Origin of the sequence: Actinoplanes xinjiangensis (assembly GCF_003148685.1) — a bacterium.
Lineage (GTDB): Bacteria > Actinomycetota > Actinomycetes > Mycobacteriales > Micromonosporaceae > Actinoplanes > Actinoplanes xinjiangensis.
The window spans coordinates 361,849-377,475 of the sequence record NZ_QGGR01000002.1 but is presented as its reverse complement, the minus strand read 5'-3'; the positions used below and the strand labels follow the sequence as shown (position 1 = coordinate 377,475).

General features: G+C 71.2%; 11 protein-coding genes and 1 pseudogene. 8 read left to right on the top strand and 4 right to left on the bottom strand.

Annotated elements, in window-relative coordinates:
• Nucleotides 1–37 precede the first annotated feature (37 nt).
• Nucleotides 38–682: a Rossmann-fold NAD(P)-binding domain-containing protein gene (locus tag BC793_RS51065; protein ID WP_239170107.1), complete on the top strand. Its 645-nt coding sequence runs from the start codon at nt 38–40 to the stop codon at nt 680–682.
• A 21-nt stretch (nt 683–703) separates the two neighbouring features.
• Here BC793_RS51065 and BC793_RS51060 read toward each other — a convergent pair.
• Nucleotides 704–1,507: pseudogene (locus BC793_RS51060) on the bottom strand (EamA family transporter); the annotation flags it as partial.
• 73 nt (nt 1,508–1,580) lie between these two features.
• Between BC793_RS51060 and BC793_RS05220 the strand changes: the two are divergent.
• Nucleotides 1,581–2,072, top strand: coding sequence for a MarR family winged helix-turn-helix transcriptional regulator (locus BC793_RS05220; RefSeq protein WP_109589714.1), 492 nt, complete (start codon nt 1,581–1,583; stop codon nt 2,070–2,072).
• Here the strand turns inward: BC793_RS05220 and BC793_RS05215 are convergent.
• Entirely contained in the window at nt 2,043–3,059 is a 1,017-nt protein-coding gene (locus BC793_RS05215; protein WP_109589712.1) for a glutathione S-transferase family protein, read from the bottom strand. The two genes, BC793_RS05220 and BC793_RS05215, sit on opposite strands and share 30 nt — an antisense overlap.
• 606 nt (nt 3,060–3,665) lie before the next feature.
• On the opposite strand from BC793_RS05215, the gene BC793_RS05210 reads away from it, so the two are divergent.
• The 3 genes from BC793_RS05210 to BC793_RS05200 all read left to right on the top strand — a co-directional run bounded on the left by BC793_RS05210 (nt 3,666) and on the right by BC793_RS05200 (nt 6,297).
• Nucleotides 3,666–4,355 (top strand): response regulator transcription factor, encoded by a 690-nt coding sequence (locus BC793_RS05210; RefSeq protein WP_109589710.1) that lies wholly within the window; start codon nt 3,666–3,668, stop codon nt 4,353–4,355.
• Nucleotides 4,348–5,715 carry a HAMP domain-containing sensor histidine kinase gene (locus BC793_RS05205; RefSeq protein WP_109589708.1) on the top strand — a complete coding sequence of 456 codons (1,368 nt, stop codon included), beginning with the start codon at nt 4,348–4,350 and terminating at the stop codon, nt 5,713–5,715. Before BC793_RS05210 ends, BC793_RS05205 begins: the two co-directional genes overlap by 8 nt.
• Nucleotides 5,716–5,802: 87 nt before the next feature.
• Nucleotides 5,803–6,297 (top strand): hypothetical protein, encoded by a 495-nt coding sequence (locus BC793_RS05200; protein WP_109590366.1) that lies wholly within the window; start codon nt 5,803–5,805, stop codon nt 6,295–6,297.
• 15 nt (nt 6,298–6,312) lie between these two features.
• Here the strand turns inward: BC793_RS05200 and BC793_RS05195 are convergent, their stop codons facing one another.
• Entirely contained in the window at nt 6,313–7,083 is a 771-nt protein-coding gene (locus BC793_RS05195; RefSeq protein ID WP_109589706.1) for a DUF5995 family protein, read from the bottom strand.
• 175 nt (nt 7,084–7,258) lie between these two features.
• Nucleotides 7,259–10,066 carry a helix-turn-helix transcriptional regulator gene (locus BC793_RS05190; RefSeq protein WP_109589704.1) on the bottom strand — a complete coding sequence of 936 codons (2,808 nt, stop codon included), beginning with the start codon at nt 10,064–10,066 and terminating at the stop codon, nt 7,259–7,261.
• Nucleotides 10,067–10,240: 174 nt separating this feature from the next.
• Here BC793_RS05190 and BC793_RS05185 point away from each other — a divergent pair, with 174 nt between their 5' ends.
• The 3 genes from BC793_RS05185 (at nt 10,241) to BC793_RS05175 (ending at nt 15,579) form a co-directional block, all read left to right on the top strand.
• Nucleotides 10,241–10,849 (top strand): adenylate/guanylate cyclase domain-containing protein, encoded by a 609-nt coding sequence (locus tag BC793_RS05185; protein WP_109590364.1) that lies wholly within the window; start codon nt 10,241–10,243, stop codon nt 10,847–10,849.
• A gap of 138 nt (nt 10,850–10,987) precedes the next feature.
• The gene (locus BC793_RS05180; protein ID WP_109589702.1) at nt 10,988–13,045 is read left to right on the top strand and encodes a DNA gyrase/topoisomerase IV subunit B; all 2,058 of its coding nucleotides are present in this window, start codon (nt 10,988–10,990) and stop codon (nt 13,043–13,045) included.
• A gap of 14 nt (nt 13,046–13,059) precedes the next feature.
• Nucleotides 13,060–15,579, top strand: coding sequence for a DNA gyrase/topoisomerase IV subunit A (locus BC793_RS05175; protein ID WP_109589700.1), 2,520 nt, complete (start codon nt 13,060–13,062; stop codon nt 15,577–15,579).
• Nucleotides 15,580–15,627: the final 48 nt, after the last annotated feature.

Below are 15,627 nucleotides of genomic sequence, written 5' to 3'. Positions count from 1 at the left end.
GACGATTTTCCGCCCCCGCACGCGGCACACTGGGAGCATGCGGGTGATCGTGTTCGGCGCGACCGGGATGGTGGGTCAGGGCGTGCTGCGGGAGTGCCTGCTCGCACCGGACGTGACCGGGGTGCTGGTGGTGACCCGCAGCCCGACCGGTGTCGAGCATCCGAAACTGCGCGAGGTCACCCTGGACGACTTCGCCGATCTGAGCCCGCTCGCCGGTGAGCTGACCGGCTACGACGCCTGTTTCTACTGCCTGGGTGTGTCATCGGTGGGGATGGACGAGGCCGCCTACACCCGGGTGTCCTACGACTTCCCGATGGCCGCGGCCCGCGCTCTTGCTCCGCTGGGCGAGGATCTGACCTTCGTCTACGTCTCCGGGGAGGGCACCGACGCGGACAGCCGTCTGATGTGGTCGCGGGTGAAGGCCCGCACCGAGCGGGAGATCATGGCGATGTTCCGTAACGGCTTCGCGTTCCGCCCCGGTTTCATCCAGCCCACGCACGGCGTCCGGGCGAGGACCGGCTGGTACGACACGGCCTACACGGTCATCGCGCCGCTGGTCCCGCTGATCCGCCGGGTGGCGCCACGTTACGTCACCACCACCGACGAGGTCGGCCGGGCCATGCTGCGGGCGGCCCGCGGCGGCTACCCGAAGCGGATCGTGACGACGGCGGACATGCACTGACTGTCCCCAGACGACGGCGCCGAAGGCGAGCGCCATCCCGGTCAGCTGCACCGGCGTCAGCGTCTGGCCGAGCGCCGCCCAGCCGACGATCGTCGCGGTGAGCGGCGCGAACAGGCTGAGCAGGGACACCCGCGACGCCGGCAGCAGGTCGAGGCCGCGGAACCAGAGGGTGTAGGCGAGCGCGGTCCCGATCAGGCTCAGGTAGGCGTACCCCGAAAGGTTCGTCACCGACAGTGCGGGAATCGGGCCCTCCGCCAGGAGGGTGACCGGGACCAGCAGCAGACCTCCCATGGTGAGCTGCCAGCCGGTGACGGTGAGCAACGAGACGCCGGGCCGGCCCCACCGTTTGGTGAGAACGAGGCCGAGCGCCATCGATCCGGCGCCGGCCAGGCCGGCGACGACCCCGACCGGGTCGAGGTGGGCGGAAACGGTCAGCACCGCGAGGGAGACGCCGGCGACCCCGATCAGACCCGCGGCAACGGTACGCCCGGCGACGCGCTCACCCAGCAGGAGCACGCTGAGCCCGGCCACGAGCAGCGGCTGCACCGCTCCGAGGACCGCCGCCATCCCGCCGGGCAGCCGGTACGCGGTGACGAACAGCAGCGCGAAGAAGATGCCGATGTTGAGTGCCCCGAGCACCGCCGACTTCCACCACCAGGCGCCGCGTGGCAGCCGCCGGGTGAGCGCGAGGAGCACGAGACCGGCCGGCAGGGCCCGCAGCATCCCGCTGAGCAGGGGCCGGTCGGGCGGCAGGAACTCGGTGGTGACCGCATACGTGGTCCCCCACAGCACCGGCGTGAGGGCGGTGACCAGCAGTACCCGCATCCGAACCAACTCCCTCGACGTAAAGTATCTCGACGTAAAGATAAACTTTGCCGAGAGGCTTGTCATCAAGAGAATGGGGAACGTGACCGACGACATCGACCGGATCCTCGGCCAATGGGCCCGCGAACGCCCCGACCTGAACACCGAAGCCATGGGCGTTTTCGGACGTATCTATCGCCTGTCCCGCCTCGCGGGCGACGCCACCGAGCGCGCCTACGCCAGGTTCGGCATCGCCCGCGCCGACTTCGACGTGCTGGCCACGCTGCGCCGCTCCGGCGACCCGTTCCAGCTCTCCCCGGGTGCCCTGGCCGCGTCGATGATGCTCAGCACCGGCGGCACCACGGCCCGCCTCGACCGCCTGGAGAAGGCCGGTCTGGTCGCCCGCTCACCCGACCCGAACGACCGCCGCGGCATCCTGGTCCGCCTGACCTCGCAGGGGCACGCCATCGCCGACGAGGCGGTCGCCGCCGGTCTCGCCGAGCAGCAGCGCCTCCTCGCCCACCTCTCCCCGGAGAAGAGCGCCCAGCTCAATGCCCTACTGCGGGACCTGCTCGGCGGAGTGTGACGCCGGGACCGTCTCGGCCGGGTTCGGCGGGGGCGGGGGAGTGCCGTCACCGAACGGCCGGCCGCCCAGGGACTCGCGGCCGTGCGGCGTCAGCCAGCCGCGAAGATCCGGGCCGGCCGGGACGATCCCGCTCGGGTTGATGTCGCGGTGCACCTCGTAGTAATGGCGTTTGATGTGCACGAAATCGATCGTGTCCCCGAAGCCGGGCGTCTGGAACAGGTCCCGCGCATAGGCCCACAGCACCGGCATCTCGGCCAGCTTGCTCCGGTTGCACTTGAAATGGCCGTGATAGACCGCGTCGAAGCGGGCCAGCGTGGTGAACAGCCGGACATCGGCCTCGGTGATCGTGTCGCCGACCAGATAGCGCTGCCCGGAAAGGCGTTCCGACAACTGATCGAGACGGGCGAACAACCGGTCGAACGCCTTCTCGTACGCCTCCTGCGTGCCCGCGAATCCGGCCCGGTACACGCCGTTGTTCACATCGGCGAAGACGCCCTCGTTCACCTCGTCGATCTCGTCGCGCAGGTGCGGCGGATACAGCTGCGGCGCACCCGGCCGGTGGAATCGCGTCCATTCCAGCGACAGGTCGAGGGTGATCTGCGGGAAGTCGTTGGTGACCACTTCTCCGGTCGGCACGTCGACGATCGCGGGAACGGTGACGCCCTTGTCGTAATCCGGGAAGCGCGCCAGGAACGCGTCGCGCAGCCGCTCGATGCCGAGGACCGGATCGCGCCCGCCCGGATCGAGATCGAACGTCCAGCTCCGTTCGTCGTGCGTCGGCCCGCAGACGCCCATCGACAGCGCGTCCTCCAGGCCCAGCAGCCGCCGCACGATGATCGCCCGATTCGCCCACGGGCACGCCCGCGCCACCACGAGCCGGTATCGCCCCGCCTCGACCGGGAAACCGTCGCGCCCGTCAGCGGTGATCCGCGTGGCGATGTACCGCTGATCGCGGGAGAACTCACCCGCCGGATTCACATAGGCCATGCCACCCATCGTTCCCGAACCCCGGAGACCGAACCCCTTTTTCCGGTACGCCGTCGGCCGCCCCCGACCGCAACCCACCGCGCCCGCCACATCCGGTAGGCAGGCCGGCGGGTCGTCACCGCTGTCTCAGAGGACCTGAGACAGCGGTGAGAGCCAGCCGCTCGTAGCGGCGGAGCTGGGCTGGTTCTGATCGTGGACCAGCGGGGCCACGGACGTGACCCAGATCCTGACCAGGCGCAGAGCACTGTGCACGGCCGGCCGCCCCGTGCCGGCCGGCCGCGGTGCAGGGAAGGGGCGAGGCGTCCCCCCGTGTGCGACGCCTCGCCCCGCTCATGGGGGCGGCGATCCCGCCCGGTGGACCCCGCTGTCGCTTTTATAGCACGTCGGGAAAGCGCTTCCACAGCGTTTCTGGGAGCGCGACCAGCGCCCGTGGGCCGCTGGTCGTGGCCGCAGAACCGCCGACGCCGGGCCGCCCGGTGCGACGCGCACACATCACCCGGTCGGGTCTGCGGCGGTCCTTACCTTCCTCGAACGTTCCGGGGGCCCGGACAACGGCATGATGACCTGGTGAACGCGGTACCGGGTGGGGAAGCCGATGATGGGCCGGTGACGGGCGCGCCGGGGAAGGGGCTGGTCCTCGTGGTCGAGGACGAACGGCCGATCGCCGACCTGGTCCGGCTCTACCTGAGCCGGGAGGGATTCGGCGTGCACGTCGAGCGGGACGGCACCGCCGGGCTGGCGGCCGCCCGCAGGCTGCGCCCGGTCGCGTGCATCCTGGACATCGCCCTGCCCGGACTGGACGGGACGGAGATCTGCCGCCGGCTGCGGGACGACGGTGACTGGACCCCGGTGATCTTCCTGACCGCACGGGACGACGAGGTCGACCGGATCCTCGGCCTGGAGCTGGGCGGCGACGACTACGTGACCAAGCCATTCAGCCCCCGGGAACTGGTGACGCGGGTCAAGGCGCTGCTGCGCCGGGCGACGGTCGCCGGCCAGACCGATCGGGTACGGTCCCTCGGCCCTCTGATCCTCGACCCCGGCCGCCGGTCCGCCACCGTGGAGGGCATCCCGCTGACCCTGACGGCCACCGAGTTCGACCTGCTCGCGCATCTGCTGGGCCGTCCGGGACGGGTGTTCACCCGGGAGGAGCTGCTGGCCGCCGTCTGGGGCTACGCGTCGCATGCCGGCACCCGGACCGTCGACGTGCACGTGGCCCAGGTGCGCGCCAAGCTCGGCCCGTCCGCCGGCCTGATCCGGACCGTCCGCGGCGTCGGGTACACCGCTGATGCGTGACTTCTTCCGTACGCTGACCGGCCGCGCCGTGCTGGTCACCGTCGCGACCGCGGTGGTCGCCGTGATCGTGACCGCACTGGTGGCGGTGCCGATCGCGGTCCGCTCGGTGAACGCGCAGATCCGCACCGAGCTGATGGACAAGAGCGTCCTCGCGGTCGAGTCGCTCACCGACGAGAGGCCGGCTGCCCGGCGGCGCATCGCCGACCGGCTCCGGGCTCAGGACATCGAGATCTATCTGATCAGAAACGGTCGGGTCGACCGCGAGGGACTGCCGCCCCGGGTGCTCCGCCGGGTCCTCGCGGGCGAGACCGTCGACGTGCGTGCCCTGATCGGCGGGCGGGCGTCGTTCATCGTCGGCCGGCCGCTCCCGGGCGTCTCCAGTGGTGTCGTCCTGACCCGCCGGGTCGCCTCCGGCATCGGGTGGCGGATCCTCGGCGGGGTCTGGGTGGCTCTGCTGGCCGGCCTGGTCGGCGGTGTCCTGGCCGGCGCCCTGCTGGCCAGGTTCGTGGCCCGGCCGATCGGGCTGGCGGCGGCCGCCGCCGGGCGGCTCTCCGCCGGCGACCGTTCGGTGCGGATCGCCCGGGCCGGGCCGGCCGAGGCGGTCCGGCTCGCCGACGCGTTCAACCAGCTGGCGGCCGCCCTCCAGACCAGCGAGGGCCGGGAACGCGACTTCCTGCTGTCGGTGTCGCACGAGCTGCGCACCCCGCTCGCGACCATCCGCGGATACGCCGAGGCCCTCGCCGACGGGGTGATCGCCGGCGACGACACGGCCGCCGCCGGGTCGACCGTGCTCGCCGAGGCGCAGCGCCTGGACCGGCTCATCTCGGACCTGCTGGTGCTCTCCCGGCTGGAGGCCGCCGACCTGCCCCTGGACGTCACCGAGGTCGACCTGACGGAACTGGTGCGGCAGGCCGGGCAGGCCTGGGCCGCGCGGTGCGCCGACGGTGGGCCGGTGCTGACCGTGCGGACGCCGGACCGTCCGGTCACCGTCGGCACCGACCCCGGCCGGATCCGCCAGGTGCTCGACGGCCTCTGCGAGAACGCCCTGCGGGTGGTCCCGGCGGGGGCGCCGCTGGTCCTGGCGGTGCGGGCCGAAGAGGGCACCGGGATCATCGAGGTACGCGACGGCGGTCCCGGATTCACCGACGACGACCTGGCCGTCGCGTTCGAACGGGGCGAACTGAACCGGCGGTACCGCGGGGTGCGCCAGGTGGGCAGCGGGCTCGGCCTGGCCCTGGCCGCGCGCCTGGTGACCCGTCTCGGTGGCCGGATCACCGCCGGTCACGCACCGGAGGGCGGAGCGATGTTCACCGTCGAACTCCCCGGATCCGCCCGGCCGGGCCAGGCCCGCGAACCGTAGCCGGCGGCCGGCTCGTGGGTCCTTTCCTTACCGAACTCGAACATGGGTCTGATACGGCCCGATCGCCTCATGTCGAACATGGTGCACATGGCTCGTACATCGATGAAGGTTCTGATCTTTGCCGTTGCTCTCGCGGTGACCGGATGCGGCGCCCAGGCGCCCGCCGCCGATGTCGCCGACGCCGCCGTCGAGATGGTGGCCCTGCAGGAGGTCGGCTTCGAGGCCGGAGACGCCGGCGGCGCGGGGGATGCGGCCACGGACTCGCCGGGCGTGCGGCCCCGCGCGGTGCGCAAGCTGCTGCGGAAGAACACGCTGCACGGCGAGGTGGTGGTGCGGACCCGCGAGGGCGAGGAGCGCACCGTCGTGGTGCAGCGCGGCGAGGTCACCACCGCGGACGACAAGGGTTTCACCGTGAAGTCGTCCGACGGCTACGAGGTGACCTGGACCTTCGGCGACCGGCTGCGGGTGACCGAGAACCGGAAGAAGGCCGAGCGTGGCGCGGTGCGTCCCGGCGTGCGGGTGGGCGTCGGCGGGGTCCGTGACGGGTCAGCCGTCACGGCCCGCCTGGTCATCATCGGCTGATGACCGGCTGACGTCCTACTGCAGGAAGCTGCCGAACGGTGAGAGCAGCAGTTTGCCCAGGCCGGTAGCGGTGTTGTCGAGGCGGCGGCGCTCCTTGTCGAGCGCACCCAGATCGTGCCGGATCGCCCAGATCTTCTGGGCGTTGCGCCAGGCGACGTTCCGGGTGTATTCCACCATCTCGCCCTGCCACCAGTCGTCCAGATCACCGTTCATCGTGTCGATGAGCAGCTGCCAGCGGTCCAGATAGCCGCGGCGAAGACCCGGGATCTCATCGGCGAAGATGTCGTTGACCTGGAGATAGTCGTAGTGCTGGTCGCTGCCGTCGACCGGGTCGCTGCCCAGGTGGTCGAACGTGGTGACCAGGGCGAACGGCAGATCGAAGTTGATGTGCGCGTTGACGCCGGCGATCGCGGACGGCAGGGCGCGCGCGTCCGGCCCGGGAATCCGGTGGAACAGGCCGGCCCACACGCCCGGACAGGCCGGGCTGGCCTCGGTCCAGTAGCGCAGGGCGTCGAAGTAGCGGGCCGCGAATTCGACATCGAGCCGGGAGAGGAACGCCGGGTCCTTGAACCTGCCGGCGTAGAGACGCTCCAGCACGTTCTCGGTGATCGTGAGATAGAGCTTGTTGAAGTCGGCCAGTGGGTTGCCATCGAGCAACGGTGGCACGCGGCACAGAGCGACCTGCAGCTGCGCGAGCAGGTCGACCACTCCGGGGACGTCGTCGGGGTGCCGTTGCAGGAGATCGGACATCTCCTGCTGTACGGGGCCCCAGATGGGCTGGGTCATGGGTTCCTCCGTGGGTGATGCAAAGGCAACGGAGGGCCCCCAGCACCGCCCGGCGAAGCCTGTCGCCGGGCGGTGCTCCCCCGTGGCGCCTACACTTCCACCGGGGGTCCGTCATCGGATCGGTAGAACGACGTATTCCGTGTACGTATGTCACGGCCGGATAACGATTGCCTGGTCAGGCCGCTGTCAGGAAGACGCGACTAGCCTGTACGCGAGTGCGTACCTGGAGTTTGTCGAAGATGTGCCCGAGGTGCACGCCGACGGTCCGCTCACTGATGAACAGCAGCTCACCGATCTCCCGGTTGGTCAGGCCCTCGGCCACCGCCGCCAGCACCTCGCGCTCCCGCCCGGTCAGCGTGGACAGCTCGTCGGCGGCCCGCTCCGGCCCGGCCGGCAGCACCTGCACGTCGTCGCCGAGCGTCACCCGGAACCGCTGCGCCACCCCGACGATCTCGTTCGCGAACGGGCGCGCACCCATCGCGGTCGCCGTCGCGTACGCCTGGCGCAGGCCGGTGATCGCCGACGTCCGCCGGACCCGCCGTTGCAGCGACGCCTCGGCGTGCCGCAACCGCGCATAGGCCGCCGGGTACGGCTGCTGGCGCCGGTCCCAGATGGCCGCCGCCCGTGCCCACGGCTCGGGATCCTGCCGGTCCTCGACCCGGCTCAGCTCGGCGGTGCACAGGTCCAGGTAGCCGTCGACCACCGCACGGACCGCGGGCGGCGCGTCCACCACTCCCTTGACCAGGCGATCCACCACCGTCCGGAGCCGGCGTAGGGCCCCCGCGTCGGTCGGCTGACCGGCCACGTGCGCCTCCGCCTCGGCCCGCAGACCGTGCCAGGCCAGCACCCCGAGCAGCACCAGGTCGTCGGAACGGGTCTCGGTCAGGCCACGCTGCACCGCGGCCCGCGCCTCGGCGTGCTCGCCCTGCCACATCGCCAGCCCGGCCCGCAGCGTCAACATCGGCAACACGTGCCGCGCCCCGCCGCCGGCCAGCAGCGTCGCCACCGCGTCCAGGTCGCGGCGGGCGTTGTCCACCTCACCGAAACCGACCCACAGCTGCGACCGGGCGAGCAGCAGCTCCACCGCGTCGGCGCCGGACGGGTGGTTGCGCATCGCGGTCTCCAACACCGCGTACGCCTCGGACCACTGACCGTTGCGGAACAGCCCCTTCGCGGCGATCGCCAGCAGCCGGGTCTGGTAGGTGCGGCCCACCCCGCGGGCGGCGAGCAGATCGGCGCCGCGGCGGGCCACCAGCACGCCCTCCTCGATGCTGTTCAGCGGGCCGGCCAGCAGCTCCGCCAGGTGCAGGTAAGCCACGCCCAGGTCGTCCGGGTGCCCGGACCGCTCGGCGATCTCCACGGCGTGCCGGATGACCGCCAGACCGGCGTCCGGGTCCTCGCGGAACGCGGCGCTGAAGCCCAGCGCGGCGCTCGCCCGGACCAGATCGGTGGTGGCGCCGTTGACCGCGGCCAGCTCCAGCGCCTCCCGGGCGTGCTGGTTGGCGTCGGCATAACGGCCCAGATGCAACAGCAGCTCAGCGAGGTACGCCGCAGCCGACGCCCGCCGGCGCGGGGTGCAGTCCGGCGCCTCCAGGGCCCGCTGATACTCGATCTCGGCGGTCGCCGAACGGCCGGCCGAGGCCAGGTAACGGGCCCGGCGCAGGTGCAACTCGGACCGGCCGGGAGCATCGGACCGGCCGGCCAGCTCCTCCAGCCGGGCCAGCGCCAGCAGGTGCTCGCCGCACTGGTGGGCCGACTCGGCGGCGTGCCCCAGCAGCTCGGTACGGCGACGGTCGGTCTCCCCGGCCAGCTGCAGCGCGATCGTCCAGTAGCGGTGCGCCTCGGCGAAGCCGTACATCCGCTCGGCGGCCCGGGCCGACGCCACCACCGGGGTCAGCGCCCGGTCCGGCTCGCCGGCCCGCTGCCAGTGGAAGGCCAGCCGCGCGTTGTCCGGCTCGCCGTCCACCGACTCCAGCGTCTCGGCGTACCGCCGGTGCAGTGAGGCCGCCTCGGCCGGCAGCACCTCCTGCTCCAGGACCTCGGCGACCAGCCGGTGCCGCAGCTTGTAACCGTCCCGGTCGCTGGCCACGAAACGGTGCGTGACCGCGGCCCGGACCGCCTCGATCAGCTGGTCCTCCGGCAACGGGACCACCCCGGCCAGCACGGCGTGCTCGACCGGCTCGACACCGGCGGCGATCGCGTGCACCACGGTGTGCGCGTTCGGCGGCAGCTCGTCGACCCGGGACAGGAAGATCTCGCGCAGCGTGTCGGACAGCTCGACCCGCCCGTCGCGCAGGTCACGGGAGAGTTCCTCGACGACGAACGGGTTGCCGCCGCTGCGCTTGAAGACCCGGTCGGCGTCCTCCAGGGCCACCGTGCCGCCGACGATCGCGGTCACCAGGTCCCGGGTCTGCTCCTGGCTGAGCGGGGCCAGATCGACCACCCGGACCGAGCGCAGGCGCCGCAGCTCGGCCAGCACCCGGCGCAGCGGGTGGGTGCCGTGCAGCGCCTCGGCCCGGATCGCGGCGAGCACCGAGACCCGGACGTCACCGAGCCCGGCGAGCAGATAGAGCAGCAGCTGGCGGGTGCTCCGGTCGGCCCACTGCAGGTCGTCGAGCACCAGCAGGAGCTGCTGGTCCCCGGCGATCGCCCGCAGGTCACGCGACACCCGTTCGAGCAGCGCGCCCGCGTCGTCGGCGGCACCCGCCGGGGCCGAGCCGTCGAGCCGGCGCAGCGCCTGCAGCACCGGGTGCAGCGGCGAGGCGTCACCGATGTCGAGGCAGGTGCCGAACAGCACCGCGAAACCCGTCCCGCGCAGGGCGTCGGCGGTCTCCCGCAGCAGCCGGCTCTTGCCGACGCCGCTCTCCCCGGTCACGAACACCGCGGCCGTCCCGCCGGGACCGACGTTGCGGAGGTTGGACTGAACATCGGCCAGCGTGCCGGTGCGCCCGACAAGCGGCCCCTCGTCCCCCTGTCTGGCCATGCCCGGCAGCCTAATCCGTATCCGCCTATCACTATGTCGTCGGTTCGGACTGTTCTGCGTCACAAAAACGACGGAATTCGATGCTGTCAGAGATACGTCGTTCTGCGGATCCGCGTGCTGTCCCTGGCTGGCACCGTACTCCCGGTCAACGCAGTGATCTGGGGGAGCGAAGACATGAGCACCGTCATCAGTGCCGTTCAGGAGCGGCGTCAGACCGTAACCGTGCTGTTCGTCGACATCGTCGGCTTCACCGCTCTGGTGGACCGGCTGGACTGCGCGGAGGTGCGGGCGCTGCAACGTGATTACTTCTCGACGGTCGCGGCCGTGGTGCGTGACTGCGGCGGCATCGTCGAGAAGTACGTGGGAGACGCGGTGATGGCGGTGTTCGGCGCCGCGGAGGAGGGATTCGGCCCGGGGGCGGCCGCCTCCGCGGTGCGGGCCGGCCTGTCGGTCCAGGAGGCGTTGAGGGGGCGCCTTCTGGCCGGCAGGTTCGGCGTGCGTACGAGAGTCGGCCTGGCCACCGGCGAGGTGATCGTCGATCCGCTGGCCGCATTCGACGGCGGCTACGGGATGATCAGCGGCAGCGTGGTGAGCACGGCGGCCCGGCTCCAGGCCTACGCGCCGCACGACACCGTGGTGGTCTGCTCGGCCACCCGCGACGTGACCGACACGCTCATCGCCTACCAGGAGCTGCCTCCGGTGTCGGTGCCGGGCAAGCCGTACCCGCTGGACCTCTTTCGGGCTCTTCAGCCGCAGACCGTGTCGCTGGCGACTGTGGTGTAGCGCACTTCTTGGGGTGGATCATCCCTATTTTGGCCACGGACTGGTCTAGACCTGCCTCGCCTGGGGCAGAAGTGTCGTAGGGGCCGGGTAGGCTCGCGCCGTCCTCGACCACCATGGCTTGACCGGGAGTGCCGCCTCGTGACCGCGCAACCAGAGACCTTGTACGGGGCTGACGACCTCACGCACCTCGAAGGGCTCGACGCTGTCCGCAAACGCCCGGGCATGTACATCGGGTCCACCGACAGCAGAGGCATCAACCACCTCGCGAACGAGATCATCGACAACTGCACCGATGAGGGGGTCGGCGGCCACGCCACCCGCATCGCCGTGACGCTGCACAGCGACGGCTCGGTCCAGGTCGACGACGACGGCCGCGGCATCCCCACCGACGTGCACGCCAAGTCCGGGCTGAGCGGTGTCGAGCTGGTGCTCACCCGGCTGCACGCCGGCGGCAAGTTCGGCGGCTCCGGCTACAAGACCTCCGGCGGCCTGCACGGCGTCGGCGCGTCCGCGGTCAACGCGCTCGCCCTGCGCTTCGACGTCACCGTCAAGCGGGACGGCAAGGTCCACGAGATCTCGTTCCAGCGCGGCGTCCCCGGGGTCTTCGACGGCCCCGGGCCGGAGGCGCCGTTCAGCCGGGAGCCCGGCCTGCGGGTGATCCGCCGGATGAAACGGGGCGAGCCCGGCGGCACCTCGATCCGGTACTGGTACGACGCCCGCTACTTCGAGACCGGCGCCCGGCTCGACGTCGACGCCGTCCGGACCAAGCTGCGCAACACCGCGTTCCTGGTCCCCGGCGTGCAGTACACGCTGTTCGACGCGACCGCCGAGGAGCCGGCGACCGAGACGTTCCACTACCCCAACGGCCTCGCCGACATGGTGGACTTCCTCAGCCCGGCCTCCGACAAGCCGGTCTCCGCCACCCTGCTGGTCACCGGTGAGGGCACCTACAAGGAGAACGCGGCCGACGCCAACGGCGTGATGCAGTCCAACGTGGTCCGGCACGCCCAGATCGAGGTCGCCTTCCGCTGGGGCACCGGCTACGAGCGCACCGTCGAGTGCTTCACCAACACCATCCGCAACATGCACGGCGGCACGCACCGCAAGGGCTTCGAGCGGGCCCTCGTGCGTGCCCTGACCGACGCGATCCGCAACGCCCGGGGGCTGCTCAAGCCCAAGGAGGAGCCGCCCGTCCTGGACGACTTCCTCGAGGGCATGACCGCGGTCATCCACGTGCGGGTGCCGGAGCCGCAGTTCACCTCGCAGACCAAGGACGAGCTGTCCACCGCCGGGGTCGCCCGGGTCATGCAGAGCCTCGTCGAGACGTATCTGAAGGAATGGGTCGACGGGCGGCGTACCAAGACGGAGGCCCGGACCGTCCTGCAGAAGGTGGTGGACGCGGCCCGGGTCCGCCTCACCCAGAAACAGCAGAAGGACGCGGCCCGCCGCAAGACTGCCCTCGAGGGCGCGTCGATGCCGGCCAAGCTGGTCGACTGCCGGGCCATCGGCATCGACCGCTCCGAGCTCTTCATCGTCGAGGGTGACTCGGCCCTCGGTACCGCCCGGATGGCCCGCTCCTCGGAGTATCAGGCTCTCCTGCCGATCCGCGGCAAGATCCTCAACGTGCAGAAGGCGAGCCTCCAGCAGGTCCTCGACAACGCCGAGTGCTCGGCGATCGTCCAGGTCCTCGGGGCCGGCTCCGGGCGTACCTTCGACATCGGCTCGATGCGCTACGGCCGCGTCATGATCATGGCGGACGCCGACGTCGACGGCTCGCACATCCGGACCCTGCTGATCACGCTCTTCGCGAAGTACATGCGGCCGGTCATCGAGAACGGCCGGCTCTTCGCCGCCATGCCACCGCTGCACAAGGTGGTCACCAAGGGCCGCAACGCGGAGACCCTCTACACGTACACCCAGCAGGAGATGGAGAGCACCGTCTCCCGTATCGAGCGCGCCGGCCGTCAGGTCCAGAAACCGGTGCCCCGGTTCAAGGGCCTCGGTGAGATGGACGCCGACGAGCTGTGGGACACCACGATGAACCCGGCCGAGCGCACCGTCCGGCGGATCACCATCGAGGACGCCGAGAAAGCCGAAGCCACCCTCGAACTGCTGATGGGTGAACGGGTCGAGCCCCGGAAGAACTGGTTGATCGAGGCCGCGGGCCGGATCGACCAAGAGACGATCGACGCCTGAGAGGTCCGCTACCAATGGCACGCCGAAAATCCGACAAACGCGTCGACCTGTCCGCGTTCGACCAGGCGGGCGCCCGGGTCATCGACAACCCGCTCACCACCGAGGTGGAGGACTCCTACCTGGAGTACGCCTACTCGGTCATCCACTCGCGCGCCCTCCCGGACGCGCGGGACGGTCTCAAGCCCGTGCACCGGCGCATCCTCTGGTCCATGTCCGAGCAGGGGCAGCGCCCCGACCGGCCCTATGTGAAGTCGGCCCGCGTCGTCGGCGACGTGATGGGTAAGTACCACCCGCACGGCGACGTCGCGATCTACGACGCCCTGGTCCGGCTCGCCCAGGACTTCTCGCTCAACACGCCGCTCATCGACGGCCACGGCAACTTCGGCTCCCCCGACGACGGCCCGGCCGCCGCCCGGTACACCGAGGCCCGGATGTCCCGCGAGGCGATGCTGCTGGTCGGCGAGCTCGGCGAGGGCACCGTCGACTTCAAGCCCACCTACGACGGGTCCGAGCAGGAACCCCGGGTGCTCCCCGCCGCCTTCCCGAACCTGCTGGTCAACGGCACGTCCGGGATCGCCGTCGGGATGGCGACGAACATGATCCCGCACAACCTCGGCGAGGTCGTGGCGGCCGCCCGGCACCTGATCAAGAAACCGTCGGCCGACCTCGACGAGCTGATGCGCTTCGTTCCCGGGCCCGACCTGCCCACCGGCGGGCAGCTGCTCGGCCTCGACGAGGTGCGCCGGGCGTACGAGACGGGCCGCGGCGTCGTCCGGGTCCGCGCCCGCGCCGAGACCGGCCTGCTCGAGGGCGGCCGCGGCCGGCAGGCCATCACCGTCACCGAGCTGCCCTACGGCGTCGGCGCCGAGAAGATCATCGAGGCGATCACCGACGAGGTGAAGGGCAAGGTCATCACCTCCGGCCCGCGGCGTGGCCAGCGCCAGGCCGCCCGCCTCACCGGCATCGCCGACGTCAAGGACCTCACCGACCGCGAGCACGGCACCCGCCTCGTCATCGAGTGCAAGATCGGCGTCAACCCGCAGGCGCTGCTCGCCGACCTCTACCGGCTCACCCCGCTGGAGAGCTCCTTCGGCATCAACAACCTGGTGCTCGTCGAAGGGCAGCCCCGTACGCTGGGGCTCAAGGCACTGCTCGAGGTCTTCGTCCAGCACCGCTACGACGTCGTCACCCGGCGCACGCTCTACCGGCGGACCAAGCGCGAGGACCGCCTGCACCTCGTCGACGGTCTGCTCATCGCCCTGATCGACATCGACCGGGTCGTCGCGCTGATCCGCGCCAGTGACGACGCGGCCGCCGCCAAGTCCGGCCTGATGACCGAATTCGGTCTCTCCGACATCCAGGCGACCTACATCCTCGACACGCCGTTGCGGCGGCTCACCCGGTTCGACCGGATCGAGCTGGAGGCCGAGCAGGACCGGCTGCGCACCGAGATCGCCGAGCTGACCCGCATCCTCGACAACGAGGACGTCCTCAAGAAGGTCGTCTCCGACGAGCTGGCCGCCGTCGCCAAGGAGTTCGGCGCCGCCCGCCGCACCACCCTCATCGACGGTGACCTCAAGGAGGTCCTCGCCGCCTCCGTCCCGGCCGGCCCTCTCGAGGTCGCCGACGACCCCTGCCAGGTCATCCTCTCCGCGACCGGCCTCATCGCCCGGACCGCCGCCGAGAGCGAGGAGTCCACCGAGGCCCGCAAACGCAGCGGCCGCGTCAAACACGACGCCGTCCGCGCGATCATCCACTCCACCGCCCGCGGCCGGATCCTGCTCGTCACCAACCGCGGCCGGGCCTTCAAGACCGACGTACTCACCCTGCCGGTCCTGCCCGAACAGTCCGGCACCGTCTCCCTCCGCGGCGGGATGTCGGCGTCCGAGCTGGTGCCCCTGCACAAGGGCGAGAAAGTCGTCGGCATGGCACCGCTCGGCGGCGGCGAGTCACCCGGTATCGCCATGGGCACCAAGTTCGGCATCGTCAAGGTGTGCGCGCCGGAATGGCCCGTCCGCTCCGACGAGTTCGAGGTGATCACCCTCAAGGAGGGCGACGAGGTCCTCCAGGCCACCTGGCTCACCGACGGCGCCGAAGCCCTCGTCTTCGTCACGTCCGACGCGAGCCTGCTGCGGTTCCCGGCCAAGCTGGTGCGACCACAGGGCCTCAAGGGCGGCGGGATGGCCGGCGTCAACCTCACCCCCGACGCCGAGGTGATCTCCTTCAACACCGTCGTCACCTCCGACACCGCACACGGTGAGCCCATGGTCGTCACCGCGACCGGAACCCAGGTCAAGGTGTCACCCTTCGCGTCGTACCCGGCCAAGGGCCGTGCCACCGGCGGCGTCCGGGTCCAGCGGTTCCTCAAGGGGGAGACGCGGCTCACCGTCGCCTGGGTCGGCCCCCGCCCGGTCGGCGCCTCCAACACCGGTGACCCGGTCGAACTCCCGGAGCCCGACGCCCGCCGGGACGGCTCCGGCAACGCGGTCATCATGGGCCCGCAGCTGATCGGGCACCTGATCGAGCGCGACTGACGTTTTGTTCCTTCATCGCCGGGCGGGAGCAGTCTCCGCCCGGCGATG